12 protein-coding genes are annotated in these 14,339 nt (G+C 72.6%); 6 read left to right on the forward strand and 6 right to left on the reverse strand.

Annotation, left to right across the window (positions count from 1 at the left end; translation table 11 throughout):
* The 3 genes from ACFHWE_RS00005 to ACFHWE_RS00015 all read right to left on the reverse strand — a co-directional run.
* The coding region (locus ACFHWE_RS00005) for a DUF2510 domain-containing protein (protein ID WP_416598423.1) at nucleotides 1-440 on the reverse strand (440 nt) is incomplete at its 3' end.
* A gap of 93 nt (nucleotides 441-533) precedes the next feature.
* A complete protein-coding gene (locus ACFHWE_RS00010; RefSeq protein ID WP_416598425.1) occupies nucleotides 534-1,142 on the reverse strand; it encodes a hypothetical protein in 609 nt (202 codons plus the stop codon).
* A 187-nt stretch (nucleotides 1,143-1,329) separates the two neighbouring features.
* The gene (locus ACFHWE_RS00015; RefSeq protein WP_416598427.1) at nucleotides 1,330-3,090 is read right to left on the reverse strand and encodes a substrate-binding domain-containing protein; all 1,761 of its coding nucleotides are present in this window, start codon (nucleotides 3,088-3,090) and stop codon (nucleotides 1,330-1,332) included.
* Nucleotides 3,091-3,697: 607 nt separating this feature from the next.
* Here ACFHWE_RS00015 and ACFHWE_RS00020 point away from each other — a divergent pair.
* Both ACFHWE_RS00020 and ACFHWE_RS00025 read left to right on the forward strand, forming a co-directional pair.
* Nucleotides 3,698-4,279 carry a hypothetical protein gene (locus tag ACFHWE_RS00020; RefSeq protein ID WP_416598428.1) on the forward strand — a complete coding sequence of 194 codons (582 nt, stop codon included), beginning with the start codon at nucleotides 3,698-3,700 and terminating at the stop codon, nucleotides 4,277-4,279.
* Between the two features lie 35 nt (nucleotides 4,280-4,314).
* Entirely contained in the window at nucleotides 4,315-5,133 is an 819-nt protein-coding gene (locus ACFHWE_RS00025) for a TrmH family RNA methyltransferase (RefSeq protein ID WP_416598429.1), read from the forward strand.
* Between the two features lie 18 nt (nucleotides 5,134-5,151).
* Here ACFHWE_RS00025 and ACFHWE_RS00030 read toward each other — a convergent pair whose 3' ends face one another.
* The gene (locus tag ACFHWE_RS00030; protein WP_416598430.1) at nucleotides 5,152-5,652 is read right to left on the reverse strand and encodes a hypothetical protein; all 501 of its coding nucleotides are present in this window, start codon (nucleotides 5,650-5,652) and stop codon (nucleotides 5,152-5,154) included.
* Nucleotides 5,653-5,776: 124 nt separating this feature from the next.
* On the opposite strand from ACFHWE_RS00030, the gene ACFHWE_RS00035 reads away from it, so the two are divergent.
* From ACFHWE_RS00035 to ACFHWE_RS00045, 3 genes are all read left to right on the forward strand, one after another.
* On the forward strand, nucleotides 5,777-6,691 hold the full coding sequence (locus ACFHWE_RS00035) for a 2-hydroxyacid dehydrogenase (RefSeq protein WP_416598432.1): 915 nt from the start codon (nucleotides 5,777-5,779) through the stop codon (nucleotides 6,689-6,691).
* 51 nt (nucleotides 6,692-6,742) lie between these two features.
* Nucleotides 6,743-8,392, forward strand: coding sequence for a bifunctional 3'-5' exonuclease/DNA polymerase (locus ACFHWE_RS00040; RefSeq protein ID WP_416598433.1), 1,650 nt, complete (start codon nucleotides 6,743-6,745; stop codon nucleotides 8,390-8,392).
* A gap of 146 nt (nucleotides 8,393-8,538) precedes the next feature.
* Complete coding sequence (locus ACFHWE_RS00045) at nucleotides 8,539-9,699, forward strand: C40 family peptidase (protein WP_416598434.1); 1,161 nt, start codon at nucleotides 8,539-8,541, stop codon at nucleotides 9,697-9,699.
* Between the two features lie 302 nt (nucleotides 9,700-10,001).
* On the opposite strand, the gene ACFHWE_RS00050 is transcribed toward ACFHWE_RS00045, so the two are convergent.
* A complete protein-coding gene (locus ACFHWE_RS00050) occupies nucleotides 10,002-11,096 on the reverse strand; it encodes a hypothetical protein (protein WP_416598435.1) in 1,095 nt (364 codons plus the stop codon).
* Nucleotides 11,097-11,329: 233 nt separating this feature from the next.
* On the opposite strand from ACFHWE_RS00050, the gene ACFHWE_RS00055 reads away from it, so the two are divergent.
* Complete coding sequence (locus tag ACFHWE_RS00055; RefSeq protein ID WP_416598437.1) at nucleotides 11,330-12,277, forward strand: glycerophosphodiester phosphodiesterase; 948 nt, start codon at nucleotides 11,330-11,332, stop codon at nucleotides 12,275-12,277.
* 159 nt (nucleotides 12,278-12,436) lie between these two features.
* Here the strand turns inward: ACFHWE_RS00055 and ACFHWE_RS00060 are convergent, their stop codons facing one another.
* Nucleotides 12,437-14,038, reverse strand: a complete 1,602-nt coding sequence (locus ACFHWE_RS00060; RefSeq protein WP_416598438.1) for a beta-N-acetylhexosaminidase — start codon at nucleotides 14,036-14,038, stop codon at nucleotides 12,437-12,439.
* Nucleotides 14,039-14,339 lie beyond the last annotated feature (301 nt).

The following is a 14,339-nucleotide window of genomic DNA, read 5'->3' on the forward strand; positions in this document are numbered from 1 at the left end:
GTGGTGCCGGGCAGGGAGGTGGGGTCGATGCGCACCGTGCTGGGCTCGTCGTCGACCGGGGCGGGGGGCGGCGTGGTGGGAGGGATCCGTGTGGTGGCGCCGGTGTCGCTCAGATCGCTGGTGGGGGTCTCGTCCTCGTGCGCGGGGGGCGGCGTGGTGCCGGGCAGGGAGGTGGGGTCGATGCGCACCGTGCTGGGCTCGTCGTCGACCGGGGTCGGGGCCGGGGGCTCCAAACGAACCGTACTCTGCTCCACCTCTGCGGGAGGGGGGCCCTGCCCGTCGGAGTGTCCCGGACCCGCGCCCTCGTCCGAGGCCGCGGCTCCCTGGAGTTCGCTCCTCGAACGGGTATGCCGCGTCCACTCGCCGCCGTTCCACCATCTCAGTGCCTGGTCGTCACCATGCGGGTCCGCGTACCAACCCGGTTCGATAGATCCACCCATGGGCGACAGACTAAACGGTGGTGGTGTCGCCTTGGACCGCGGGAGTTCGGTTGTCCGCCGTTGTTCGCCTCGTCGTCGCAGGCCGGGCGGGACTCACGTGGGTGTCGAGGGCTGCTGGGCCGGGATACGCGGGTGGGCCGGACCCGCCCCCTCGGCGAGCAGTCGGGCGCCGTCCACCCGGCCGGGGCAGGAGCCGCTCGAACCGGGGACCCGGTCACGGCCGAAGTGGCCTCCCAGCGACCACTCGCGGATCGAGGCCCGTCGGGTGGAGCCGTCGCCTCCCGGTCCGAGCCAGCGCCTGGCCACCTCCCAGGAGTCCATCCAGGCCAGGAGCGGTGCCCTGCCGTGCATCGGCCCGTCCGTGAAGGGGGCCTCCGCCAGGGCGACGACCGCCACCGTCAGGCACACGCGCCCCTCGCGGCCGTGGTCGGTGCGTGCTGCTCCGTGCCCGGTGCTTCCCAGTGGTATCGGACTGCGCCGGGTGGCGGCCAGTGACTGCACGACCTCACCGGTGCGGGGGTTCCACACCAGGTGCACCGCCTGCCCGGTGCAGGCCAGGCGTCGGGCCTCCTCGGCCGCGGAGCGGGAACCGGGGTCGGTCCCGGTCACCGTCCACACGGCTCGGGGCGCGCCGAACCCGGGCGGTGTCGGGGCTGCGGCTGCGTCGATCCGTTCGACACCGGGCATCCACGCCTGGGCCATGGCACTTCCCCATCCGGTCGTCGCGTGCGGGCCGGTCCCGTGTCTCCACTGAGTACGCCAAGACGGTGGAGAAGTCCATAGCCCCTGACGCACGGGACAGGTCGGTCTCACCGCTGGTCACACCGGTCTCCCCGCAAGGGTGGGGGCCGGTCCGACGGACCGGCCCCCTGTCGGTTCGTCCTCGTCCCTATTCGTTCCCCGAGATGCGGTGCGAGAAGATCTTGAGGAAGATGTCGCTGATCTCGGTCGGGTCCTCCGTCATGTAAGCGGCGCCGCCCGTGGCCGCACCGATCTCCTGGAGCGGCTCCAGGTGCTCCACGTCGGGACCGAAGGCGATCGTGAAGACCGGGATCGGGCGGGCCGGGTCGGACACCGCGTCCAGCTCGGTGAGCAGTGTCTCCAGGTCGATGCCGTCGGGGTTGTCGTTGTCCCCGTCTGTGAGGACCAGGATGACGTTGTTCCGGTCGGGCGTGTACAGGTCCACCATTTCCTTGTAGGCGGCGAGGAGGCTGTCGTAGAGGCCGGTGTCCCCCCGGGGCAGGGGTTCCAGACCGGACAGGGCGGTGGAGATCGCCTCGCGGTGCGTGCCCCCGCCCTCGCCCGGCGACTGCAGTTCCAGGACCGGGTTGACCTCTTCGTAGTCCAGGTCGCCGTCGATGTCGGTGGAGAACTGCCACAGGCCCATCTCGGCCGTGGGCGGGAAGAACTCCAGGCCCTGGACGGTCGCCGCGGAGGTCACCTGGATCCGGGTCATGCCCGTCTCGGGGACCTCGGCCAGCATCGACCCGGAGATGTCGACGATGGTGAGCACCCTGGAGTCCATCTTCATCTGGTTCCAGGTCTGGATCAGGTCGGTGGCGGACCCGTCGGAGGGCGAGGGCAGTTCCGGGGGAGCCTCCTGCCGGAAGCCGGCGTCCACCGTCAGCACGGACGAGTCGATCTGCCCTTCGGGGCCGCGGAAGCCGTGGGACAGCAGGGTGGGCAGGAACGCCTCGGAGCGCACGGCCTCGCGGAAGAGCTCGGAGGCGCGGGTGATCTGGGGGTCGTCGCTGCGCATCACGTACGGGTAGTCCAGGTAGGCGGTGCCGCCCTCCACGTACCCGGCCTGCGCTGCGGCGTTCCGGTGTGTGTTGTTGTACCGCCACACGGCCTGCTCGGACATGACCATCAGCGGCGGTGCCTCCTCGGTGCCGCCGCTGAGGGCGACGAAGGCAGCGTCCTCGTCGGGCGAGGTGCTCTGCTGGAGTGCCTGGAGCGCTCCGGTCATGAGCGCGTTGTAGGTGTCGGTGTCGGGGCTGGCCTGCTCCAGGGCACCGCTCATCAGGTAGAGGGCGCTCATACCGCTCGAACTGCGGGTGGGGTCGACCATGCGGACGGTGTTGCCGTACTGGCCGGGGGTGCCGCTGGGGGCCACGTCCGTCCAGGAGGCCGTCTGCTCGGAGGCGAACTCGTTCAACTGGGCCAGGACCAGGGGGGAACGGGCCACCGACGTGCCGGTCTCGGTGATGACGGCGCTGTCGGAACGGCTCCGCACCAGGTCCGGCCACACGGAGGAGTCGGGGATCCAGACGTGGGAGTCGGTGTCGCCCATCGTGGCGCCCGCACCGCTGATGCCGAAGGCGACGTTGGCGGAGTCGACCTGGCGGACCTCGGCGGCCACGCACCGCCCGTCCACGGTGTTCTCCTTGGCGTTGAACTCCGTGGCCAGGGTGTCCAGGGCGGGGGCCAGTTCCGGGCTGGCCGCGATGTCCAGTTCGATGTCGGCGCCGCGGCAGCCGTCCGTCTGGTCGAACATGTACACGCCCGCGACGGCCAGAGCGACCACGATCACCAGTGCGGTGGCCAGGGCTGCGACGGCGCCGCCGCGTGCACGCCCTCGGCGGCGCCGTCCCCGTCCCCGGGATGGGGGGTAGGGCTCTTCTGCGTATCTTCCGCGGTGACGTCCCACAGCTTTCCTCACGGGTGGTGTACGGGCGGGGATGATCGATCGGTGTGCGGTCGCCGATGCGCGCGAGGCACGCCGGGCGGCCTGTGCGGGCCGATGACCGGTCACTGTGAGGGAACAGTACTCAACCGTAATGATGTGGGATGTATCGGGATGGGGCCGACGAAGGGGTGTCCGCCACGTGGGTACCGGGTGTGATCCTGGCCCCTTTCCGGGAAACTACGCGTGATTCGCCGACCGGAGAGATGTATGTGAACTTAATCGTGTTAAGTGATGAATGTCTATTTGATGCGCAATCGAGACCGACTCGGGCCTGGCCGCGGCCGGGGGCCGTCCGGCCGGGGCGAACCACCGCGCACCCTGCGGCGTCCCATGGATGAGGACATCTCTTCCCCGGGCCGCCTGTCGGTCACGGGAGGGCGAAGTCCGGCCCAGGGTCCGGTGAAGTCCCGGGTCCTGCCCGGGGGGCGGTGACCACTTTGTTACGGTGCTTTCCACGAAACTACTTCGCTCTCACGGATAACCTGGAGTCCCTCCCGCCACTCCGCGTTCACGCGACGGACTCCCCGCACCACCGCCGCCCACGCGACCGAACCCGAGGCTTCCCTGCATGTCCGCACCGCACCGTCACCGCCGCAGCCGGGGCAGGCTCGGCACCACCCTGCTGGCAGCCGCCTGCTGCGCGGGTGCGTTCGGCTACGCCCTCCTGGTGGCGACGTCCGTGCAGCCGTCGGTGGACACGCAGGCCACCACCACCGCACTGAGCGCGGACCTGGGCGACGCGATCGTCCAGGGCGACGGCGGGGCGCCCGTCGAGACCGGACCGGTCGGCCGACTGCGTATCCACGTCAGCACCCCCGACCGCGCCTGGGTGCAGACCCTCAACTGCACCGGTGATCCGGCGGCCGACCCCCAGGCCTGCACCCGGCTGGCGGAGATCTCCGCCGAACTCGACGCCGCGGCCGCCACCTCCTACGCGGGCGAGGGCATCACAGGAGAGACCAGTGCAGACCGGCTGTTCACCGAGGTGAGCGAGGGGACCGTCTGCACCGACCAGCTCTACGGCCCCGAGGAGGCCACGGTCGAGGGCGTCTGGGAGGGCGAGGAGGTCGCGACCTCCCTGTCCCGCGCGGGCTCGTGCGAGGAGGCCCGCTGGCAGCGCCTGGAGCCCCTCACCGGTGAGATCGGCTGATCAAGGACCCGCCCCGGCTGGAATCATGGGTGCCCATGAGCGCCATCAGGGTCACCGACCCCGCCGACCCACGCCTGACCGACTACACCCGCCTGCGCGACGTCAACCTGCGCCGCCACCTGGAGGCCGAGCACGGCCTGTTCATGGCCGAGGGCGGCAAGGTGATCCGCCGCGCCGCGGCGGCCGGGTTCAGGCCCCGCAGCTTCCTGCTCACCGAGCGCCGCGCCGCCGCCCTCGACGACGTCGTCTCGGCGCACGACGCGCCCCTCTACGTCGTCAGTGAGGACACCGCGCACCGGCTCGTCGGCTTCGACCTGCACCGCGGGGCCCTGGCCGCGTTCCACCGCAAGGCGCTGCCCGGTCTCGACGGGGTGCTCTCCGGCGCGCGCGGCATCGTCGTCCTGGAGGACCTGGTCGACCACACCAACGTGGGTGCCCTCTTCCGCAGCGCCGCCGGACTCGGCGTCGACGCCGCGGTGCTCGCCCCCCGGTGCGCCGACCCCCTCTACCGCCGTTCCGTCAAGGTGTCGATGGGCGCGGTCTTCACCCTCCCCTACACGCGCCTGGATGACTGGTACGGAGGACTGGGGGCACTGCGCGGGGCCGGGTTCCACCTCATGGCGCTGACCCCCGGGGAGGGCTCCCAGCCGCTGCGAGAGGCGATGGCCGGGCTCGACCCCTCCGCACGGGTCGCCCTGATGCTCGGCACCGAGGGGGACGGGCTGTCCTCGCGCTGGCTGGAACAGGCCGACACGCGGGTGCGCATCCCCATGGCCGACCGCGAGGTGGACTCCCTCAACGTCACCGCCGCGGCCGCCGTCGCCTGCTACGAACTGGCCCACCGTCCCGGGTGAGGCCCCGGCCGCCGGAGGTCAGCCCCCGTGGCCGCGGGCGGCGAGCGCCCTGGCCTGGTAACGCCTCGCCCCCACGGCCAGAACGACCGAGAACAGCGGCCCGAAGGCGGCGAAGGCGGCTCCCCCCAGTACGGCGCCCTGCCAGAGGTAGTCGGCGGTGTAGGCGGTCGGCCGGGTGGCCCCGGTGTCCAGGCGCACGCCCTCGACGGCGGTCGGCAGGGGGTCGCCCGAACCGATGCGCGTCGCGTCCCTCAGGGTCACGTCTTGCCGGGTGACGGCCCCGTCGTCGCTGGTGAACGTCCCTTCCAGGGCGCAGCTCCCCCTGTTGCACGCCTTGTCCACGGGGGTGAACGTGCCCACCGGGCCGTTGGCCAGGGTGTCGCGGCCGGAGAGGCCCTCGAAGAGGAGGAACAGGCCGATGACGACGGTGAACACCGGGAGCAGGAAGACCATCGTCCAGACGAGGGCCTTGCCGAGGCAGCCCATGGGTTTCGGGGGTGCGGGGGTGCGGGGATCCATGCCAGGTGAGACACCATGACCGTTCTGGTGGTTCCCGGTAGCACAGGACGTATCGGCGGGTGCCCGGCCGGTTGACTAGGGTGGCGGCTGAACACGCCCGGACGAAGCGGAGGGGGACCGCCCCATGGGTAGCCGAGCACTCGTGCAGTGGGAGCAGAACCAGCGGAACGCGCCGGAGGGGGTCGCCGCGGACCTGTACCCCGGCACCCCGCGGGCCGGCCTGGAGGGGGTGGCGTTCTACCAGGTCCCCTACACACCCTCCACACAGGGCGCCGACGACCGGCTCGACCTCATCGCGCGCATGCCCGACCTGGAGGTGGTCCAACTCCTCTCCGCGGGCTACGAGCACGTCCTGCCCCTGCTCCCCGACCACGTCACCCTGTGCAACGGGCGCGGGCTGCACGACGCCAGCACCGCCGAGCACGCCCTGGCCCTGATCCTGGCCGCCCAGCGCGACCTGCCCCGGTGGGCGCGCGCCCAGCGTGAGCACAGGTGGGGGCCGGTGCCGCTGCGCTCCCTGGCCGACGCGCGGGTCGTGGTCGTCGGCTACGGCAGCATCGGCAAGGCCGTCGAGGCGCGGCTGCTCCCGTTCGAGACCGAGGTCGTGCGCGTGGCGAGCAGGGCCCGGCCCGAGGAGGGCGTGCACGGGGCGGGGGAACTGCACGACCTGCTGCCCGGCGCCGACGTCGTCGTGCTGACCACGCCGCTCACCGAGGCGACCCGGGGCCTGATCGGTGCGCGCGAACTGGCACTGCTGCGCGACGACGCCCTCGTGGTCAACGTGGGGCGCGGCCCCGTCCTGGACACCCGTGCCCTGCTGGCGGAGCGGGGCCGGATCCGCGCCGCGCTCGACGTCACCGATCCCGAACCGCCGCCTGTGGACCACCCGCTCTGGGAGGCGCCCGGTGTGTTCCTGACCCCGCACGTGGCGGGCGGTTCGGCGGCCTTCTACCCGCGGGCCCGCGCCTTCATGGACGACCAGCTCGCCCGCTGGGGTGCCGGAGAGCCCTTGAGGAACGTGGTGCGCGAGGGCCGCTGACCCGCGCCGTCCGGTCCCGGAAACGTCCCCGCCCCGGTGCACACTGGAGTCATGCGGATCGCGGTGGTCGCCGACGGCGAGGGCGGCGGCTGGCTCCGGAGGCTGGGAGCGGACGCCTTCCCCGTCCGGCGTGTCACCGCCCTCGCCGACGAGGTCCGCCGCCTCGAACACGCGGGTCCGCAGCCGCCGCGCTGGGTGTGGTCGGCCGGCGAGGACGTCTACCCGGAACTGGTCCGTGCCGGGGTGCGCGTGGTCCGCTGCCACGACGTCTCCCTGACCGAAGGGCTTCTGCTCGGCCACCACGGACGCCACGGGGAGGCCCGCTCCCTGGGTGCCGCCTGGGCGCGGCTGCACGGGCTGCCCGTCCCCGACGACCCGGTCCCTCCCACCGGCGAGGGCAGTGCCGCCCAGCCCGCCCTGTTCGAGGCCGACCGCTCCACCCTGCCACCGGGTACCGACCGCCTGGCGGCGCTCATCGATGTCTACGACGACCAGCGGCGCCGCACGGCCGAACTGCCCCGGCCCGAGCGCATGCGGCTCCTGGGTGCGGTGGAGTCGGCGGGCGGTCTCGCCGCCGCCGAGATGAGCCACGACGGGCTGCCCTGGCGGCCCGCCGTCCACGACGAGATCCTCACCGAGCTCCTGGGCCCGCGCCCCCCGGCAGGGCAGCGTCCCCCCGTGCTCGCCGACCTCGCGGTGCGCATCGGCGACGCGGTGGGCCGCCAGGTCAACCCCGACTCCCCGGCCCAGGTGCTCAGGGCCATGGCCTGGATCGGACACCCCGTCGCCTCGACCCGCTCCTGGGTTCTGGAACAGGTCGACCACCCCGTCGTGCCCCTGTTGCTGCGCTACAAGGAACTGTCCCGCCTCCATGCCGCCAACGGGTGGTCGTGGCTGGAGAGCTGGGTGCGCGAGCGCCCCGGACCGGACGGTGAGCGGCTCGGCCGCTTCCACCCCGGCTACGTGGTCGGCGGCGTCGTCTCCGGCCGCTGGGCGGCCCACGGCGGCGGCGCCCTCCAGGTCCCCAAGTCGGTGCGCAGGGCCGTGCGAGCCGACCCCGGGTGGACCCTCGTGCGCGCCGACGCCGGGCAGCTCGAACCCCGGGTCCTGGCGGCGGTGTCCGGGGACGGCGCCCTGGCCGCCGCGGCCGCCGACGAGGACCTGTACGCCCGGCTGGCCGTGCACGTGGGCGGCGACCGCGAGCGCGCCAAGATCGGCATGCTCGCCGCGATGTACGGACAGACCTCCGGTGACGCGGCGCCCCTGCTGCGCACCATGCGCCGCCTCTACCCCAGGGCCCTCGACTACGTCGACACGGCCGCGCGCACCGGTGAGGGCGGCTCGGCCGTGCGCTCCTGGCTCGGACGGACCTCCCCCGTACCGCCGGAGACCGGGGACGAGCGCCGCCGCCGGGCCCACGGCCGGTTCACCCGCAACTTCGTCGTCCAGGCCACGGCGGCGGAGTGGGCGCTCGTGCTGTTGGCCGCCCTGCGCCAGGGGCTTCCCGACCTGCCGGAGGGCGCCGGTATCGTCTTCTTCGTCCACGACGAGGTCGTGCTCCACGTACCGCGCGAGGCGGCGGAGGCGGTGGTCGCCGCGGTCCGGGCGGCCGCGGAGCGCGCCAGGACCACCTTGTTCGGGGACACACCGGTCCGATTCCCAATGGACATGGCGGTCACCGACGACTACGCCGATACCTGAGCGAGCCGGGCGTGGACGTTCCGTGCTGTCTGGCGTGGGATTCTTGCAAATTCGTGCGGGTGCGCCCATTCTTGGACGCGGAGCTTAAGACGCCTGCCAGGGGTTCCCCGCCCTGGCGCGGTGCAGAGAAAAGGTGAGATCCCCCCGTGCGGAGCCGATTCACAACATGTGTGGGCGCCACAGCGGCCGTCGCGGTCGCCTTCACCGCCCTCGGAGCGGCCCCTGTCTGGGCCGAGCCGGTCGTGGAGGACCGGCCGCCGCTCTCCGAGCAGTTCTCCTCCGGCACCGACCCCCGTGCCGACGAGTCCGCCGTCGCCTCCCCGGAGGTCGCCGACCCCGAACGCTTGCGCGCCGATGTCCGGGTGGCCCCTTTCGCCGAGGCCCGCAGCGTCGAATACTTCGCCGTCGCGCAGGAGAGCCTGCCGAGGGACGTGGTCGGCCGCGTCCGCCGGATCGACGGTGTGGACACGGCCCTGACCGTGGACGCGGCGCGTGTGGGCGTCGACGGCGAGCCCCTCTCCCTGCTCGGTGTCAACCCCTCCAGCTTCCGCAACCACGCCCCGCGGCCCTCCGCCGAGTCGGACGAGATCTGGCGGGGCGTGGCCGAGGGGCGGATCGCGCTGTCGAACGAGGTCGGCACCGAGCGCTCCCTCGACCTGGGCAGTGAGGTCACCGCGGCGGGAGGGCGCGGCGCGGTGGACCTGGAGGTGTGGACGCACGCCACGTCCGGGATCGCGGGCATCGACGCCCTCGTCTCCCGGGAGCGTGCCGCGGACCTGGGCATGCCCCACGGCAACGCGCTCGTGGTGTCGGCACCCGACGCTGACCTGTGGGAGCTCTACGACGCCTTGACGGAGGTCCTCGGTGAGGACGTCTCCCTGCAACTGGTCGCCGACGACGCCGAGCCCCCGGTCACCGGTGAGGCCGTGGCCCCCTCGATCGTGGAGGAGGTCATCGCCCACGCGGAGAGCCAGATCGGTGTCCCCTACGTCTGGGGCGGCGAGTCCCCGGAGGACGGCTTCGACTGCTCGGGGCTGCTCCAGTGGGCCTTCGCCCGGGCCGGGGTGGCCATCCCCCGGGTCACCCACGACCAGTGGAACGCGGGCGAGCGCCTGGATCTGTCGCAGGCGCGCCGCGGCGACCTGCTGTTCTGGCGCACCGACCCCACCGCGCCGGACTACATCTCGCACGTGGCCATCTACCTGGGCGAGGGCATGATGCTGGAGGCGCCGCGCACCGGGCTGAGCGTACGGGTCACCCCCGTGCGGACGGACTCCTTCGCGGGCGTGGTCCGCATCCACGCCTGAGACCGGGACGGGAGCGGGCCGGGCACCACCGAGAGGTGGCGCCCGGCCCGCTCGCCTCCTCGTCCGGAGGGCCCTGCCGGGAGGGGAGGGCAGGCCCCGGTTCAGGAGGGGGCAGGGTCGCCGCTGAGGGAGGGGAGACAGCGCGCCCTGCATGGGGTGGTATGGAGTTGGGGCGGTGCGGGTGCCCGATCCTTCCCGGGCCCGCCAGGGACTAGATAAGCAGTGACCGCGTGATTTGGCAAGGGGCCGGGGTGGTGCCCGCCGCCGCCCCGGCCATGCGGCCGGGGCGGCGCACCCGGGCCTCACCGGGCCGGTAGCGCGAAGCCCCACGGCAGGTACGTCCACCACTCCTCCCAGACCGTGCCCTCGGCGGGGCCTAGCCGTTCCGGGACCGGGGACGCGCTCTGGGCGGTGCTGTCCGGGGTCGTCTGGGTGATGATCTCGTCCATGAGGGGCGCGAGTCCGGCGACCGCGGCCTCCACGTCGCCGGTGTCCACCCCGAGGGTGGCGGCGCAGTGGTCCCGGGCGTCGGTCCGGTCGGCCCTGGCACTGTGGTACCACAGTTGGGCGAGCAGGCGGTCGTGGTCGGTGCCTGGCAGCGGGTTCCCGGGCTGTTCGGGTGCCTGGGCGCCTGGAACGGCCGTCTCCCAGTCGAGCGCGGTCCAGTCGGGTTCGGCGCCGTTGCCCCCGGGGCCCGTGAGCCGGTTCACGAGGCATTCCTTGACCTGCCGGGGTGTCACGTCCTCGGCGGGGGTGTCCGCTGCGGTCTCCTCCGCCGCTTCCTCCTCCGCGGGCACCTCCTCCATGACGATCCCCGTCTCGGGCAGGTCCTGTCCGTCCTCCATCGCTGGTGCGGACAGGTCCGTGATCCCCTCCGCCACGCGGCGCAGCTCCTCGCCGTCCCAGCGCTCGGGGTCCAGATGGGCGGACACGCCCACACCCGGCTCCTCCAGCCAGAATAGGTGGCCGGTGGGCTCCGAGACATAGGACTCGCGGCCGCTCTCCTCGTCCCGCAGGCGCTCCAGGTCCTCCTCGCCGAGGTTCGGGTAGAGGTCCTCGCGCAGGTCGCCGATCTCGTCGAGGTGGTCCGCGCGCAGGACCACCACCCTGGCGTGCACCTCGTCGGGGCTGCTCATCCAGGTGATCTGCGACCTGCGCTCGCCGGCGGGGCCGGTGCGGGAGGTGTAGCTCAGGCCGGAGCCGTCCAGCCCCTCGGGCAGGTACCCGATGCGGAAACCGTCGAGTGTGAGAGCGCTGGTCTGCATCGCCGTGGGCCAGTCCATCACGTCCGACGCGATCAGCTCCGGGAGCGTCGTGGTGTCGGGGTCCGCCGCCCCGGTCGTGGAGAGCACGGCGGCGCTTAGGAGTGCGACCCACCTCGTTCGGTGCTTGCGCATCGGAGTTCCTTCCCGTCGACTACTTTCCGTCATATTCTCCGTGCTTTGTGTGACTAGACACGAAGTCCCTCGCCAAGATCAGCGCACTATGTGATCAAATAACTTCATTGAGTAATGATTTGAGGTGTGTGGCTCGGCCCGGACTTGTCCCGGCGTTCCGCTCGCCGTCACCGCAGGATCACCGTCAGCACTCATCCTGGTGGAGCCAGCCCACGCGAACCTTGGGAGGTCCGGTGCGCCGCATCGGAATCATCGTCGGAGCCGCGTCTCTGTTCGTCGTCGCCGGTGCGGGTGCCGCGGGGGCCGCACCGGTGCTCCAGCCACGGGCGCCCGGCGCCACCGCGCCGGTCACCGAACACCGTGTCTTCGAACGGCCGCTGATCGCCGTCGCGCACCGGGGCGCCTCGGGGCACGCTCCGGAGAACACCCTCGCCGCCATCGACGCCGCGGCCGAACGGGGAGCGGTCACCGTCGAGATCGACGTCCAGCTCACCGCGGACGGCGAGGCCGTCGTCATGCACGACACCACGCTGGGCCGTACCACCGACGTCGAGCGGGTCTTTCCCGGCCGTGAGCCCTACCTGGTCGCCGACTTCACCATGGCGGAGATCCGTCGGCTGGACGCCGGATCCTGGTTCGGCCCCGGCTTCGAGGGGGAGCCCGTCCCGACCCTGGACGAGGCCCTCGACCGGCTGGACGGGCACGGGCTCAACCTCTTCCTCGAACTCAAGGCGCCCGCGCGCCACCCCGGGCTGGAGGAGAAGGTCGCCGAGCGGCTGCGCGCGCACGAGGAGTGGCTCCGCCCGGCCCCGCCGTGGGAGGCCCGCCGCCTGGTCGTGCAGAGCTTCGACTGGGAGGCGGTGCGCGAGTCCCGCGGGCTCCTGCCCGGCGTCGCGCACGGGCTGCTGGGCCGGGTCCCGGAAGACGAGTTGGCCGACTACGCCTGGGCGCAGATGGTCAACCCCAACCACGCGCTGGCGGACGCCGGCTATGTGGCGGCCGTGCACCGGGCGGGGATGGAGATCATGCCCTACACCGTCAACGACCGCCCCGCGATGGGCGCCCTCATTAGGACCGGCGTGGACGGCTTCATCACCGACTACCCGGGGGTCGGCGCGGCGGCCATCGCCGACGCCACCGGCGCCCCCGACGGGGTGATCCCCAGGGCGGCCCTGTGGTGAGGACCGTTCCTCGACAGTGCTCAGGCGTGGCATCGTGATGCCATGCCCCGGAACCGTGCGCATCCCGAACGGTGCCGGTCGCCCGCGTTCTCTCGCGCCCGGCCCGGGCGGTCCGAGGCCCGCGACGATCACTCCGGTCGCCGCGGGACGGCGCCTCGGTCACCGCCCCCCGACGCCGGGGCGGGTGTGCCACGGCCGCGGCCCGTCCAGGGGTCGGTACTCCACCCCGGCCGCCTCCAGCCGCTCCAGGTGGTGCGCCAGCCGCGGCTCGAACTCGGCGTAGTCGCGCTCCCCTGAGGACCACACCTGTTCGGCGAAGGCCGCCGCGCGGGGGAACACCATGTAGTCCAGCTTGCGAGGCGTGTCGATGTGCTCGGTCCACACGTTGACCTGGGCCCCCAGGACGCGGCGGCCCTCCTCCTCGGTGAGCCCGCCGGGCACCGGCTCGGCCAGGTAGACGTCCTCGGTCCGCAGTGGGGTCCCCACCGGAACCGGCTCGTCGGGGTCCTCCGACTGCTTGTAGTCGAGGTAGGACGTGGCCGTGGGTGTCATCACCACGTCGTGTCCGGCGCGTGCGGCGGCCACACCGCCCTCCTCGCCCCGCCACGACATCACGGTGGCCCCGTCAGCGAGCCCGCCTTCGAGGATCTCGTCCCAGCCGACCAGGCGGCGCCCCCGCGCGGTCAGGTGGGCGTCCAGCCGGCGGATGAACCAGCTCTGCAACCCGTCCTCGTCGCCCAGGCCCTCCTCGCGGATGCGCCGCTGGGCGCTCTCGCTGGCCTTCCACTGCCCCTTGGGGCACTCGTCGCCGCCCACGTGCACGTAGGTGCTCGGGAACAGCTCGATCAGCTCGTCGAAGACGTTCCTGTAGAACTCCAGGACGTGGTCGGTGACGGCCAGGACGTCACCGCTGATCCCCCAGCGCGTCCACACCGGGACCTCCCCGCTCTCGCCGAGTTCGGGGTAGGCGTGGATGGCCGCCTGCGAGTGGCCGGGGACGTCGACCTCGGGCACCACGGTGACGTGGCGCGCCGCGGCGTGGGCCACGATCTCGCGGATGTCGTCCCGGGTGTAGAAGCCGCCGTGCGGCCGACCGTCGAACACGGGCGGCTCGGCGGCACCGACCTGGCTCTCGGTGCGCCACGAGCCGACCTCGGTCAGCCGCGGGTACCGGCGGATCTCGACCCGCCAACCCTGGTCGTCGGTCAGGTGCAGGTGCAGCACGTTGAGCTTGTGGGTGGCCAGCAGGTCGATGAACCGCAGTACCTCCCGCTTGGGCATGAAGTGCCGGGCCACGTCCAGCATGACGCCGCGCCACCGGAAGCGGGGCGCGTCGGTGACGCGCACGGCGGGCAGGGTCCACTCCACACCGGTCAGGGGCGCTGAGCGGTAGGCCGCCGCTGGCAGGAGCTGGCGGAGGGTCTGCGCACCGTAGAACACCCCTGCCGGGTCGTGCCCGACGATCACCGCCTCCTCGGCGCCGACGGTCAGCCGGTAGCCCTCCGGAGCCAGTCCCGCGTCCGGGTCGACGCTGAGGCGGATGAGCGTCCCGTCGCCGTCACCGTCGCGGACAGGGAGGGGCAGTCCAGTCGATGCGCCGAGTTCACGCTGGAGCCACGCGAGCGTTCCCCGGGACTCGGCGTCGGCGGCCACCCTTGTGGCGGCGGTCAGGGTGAGGCCCTCCGACGTGCCCTGTTCCGTGTGGACGGGGCGGGGTACCAGGGGCCGGTCACCGAGACGGGGCGAGGAGGTGTCAGGCACGATCGGGTGCTCCTATCCGGTCTAGACCAATTACGGACATACTGTCACGAACGTGAACCGGGGTGCACCTCTCGCACCTCCCTGCCGGGCCACGTCCCTCCAACGGAGAGGGGCGCCCGCCCGGGGTGGGGCGAGCACCACCGAAGAACGGGCGCTGCCGTGATCGCCACGGCGGGAGGCCGGTTCCTACGGTGGGAACCGTGTGCTGAACCCGGTGGGCCAGGGACGAACCGAGAGTCGAGGGAAGCGGCGATGCGTTCACGGCGCGGTGCTCTTGAGGCGGTCACGAGAGGGCGGATCT

The organism is Nocardiopsis sp. LOL_012 (assembly GCF_048060475.1).
Lineage (GTDB): Bacteria > Actinomycetota > Actinomycetes > Streptosporangiales > Streptosporangiaceae > Nocardiopsis.

Bases quoted from the DNA above. Each gene is read 5' to 3' on its own strand.
- ACFHWE_RS00010 (WP_416598425.1), bottom strand. From the start codon at position 1,142: ATGGCCCAGGCGTGGATGCCCGGTGTCGAACGGATCGACGCAGCCGCA.
- ACFHWE_RS00020 (WP_416598428.1), top strand. From the start codon at position 3,698: ATGTCCGCACCGCACCGTCACCGCCGCAGCCGGGGCAGGCTCGGCACC.
- ACFHWE_RS00025 (WP_416598429.1), top strand. From the start codon at position 4,315: ATGAGCGCCATCAGGGTCACCGACCCCGCCGACCCACGCCTGACCGAC.
- ACFHWE_RS00030 (WP_416598430.1), bottom strand. From the start codon at position 5,652: ATGGATCCCCGCACCCCCGCACCCCCGAAACCCATGGGCTGCCTCGGC.
- ACFHWE_RS00035 (WP_416598432.1), top strand. From the start codon at position 5,777: ATGGGTAGCCGAGCACTCGTGCAGTGGGAGCAGAACCAGCGGAACGCG.
- ACFHWE_RS00040 (WP_416598433.1), top strand. From the start codon at position 6,743: ATGCGGATCGCGGTGGTCGCCGACGGCGAGGGCGGCGGCTGGCTCCGG.
- ACFHWE_RS00050 (WP_416598435.1), bottom strand. From the start codon at position 11,096: ATGCGCAAGCACCGAACGAGGTGGGTCGCACTCCTAAGCGCCGCCGTG.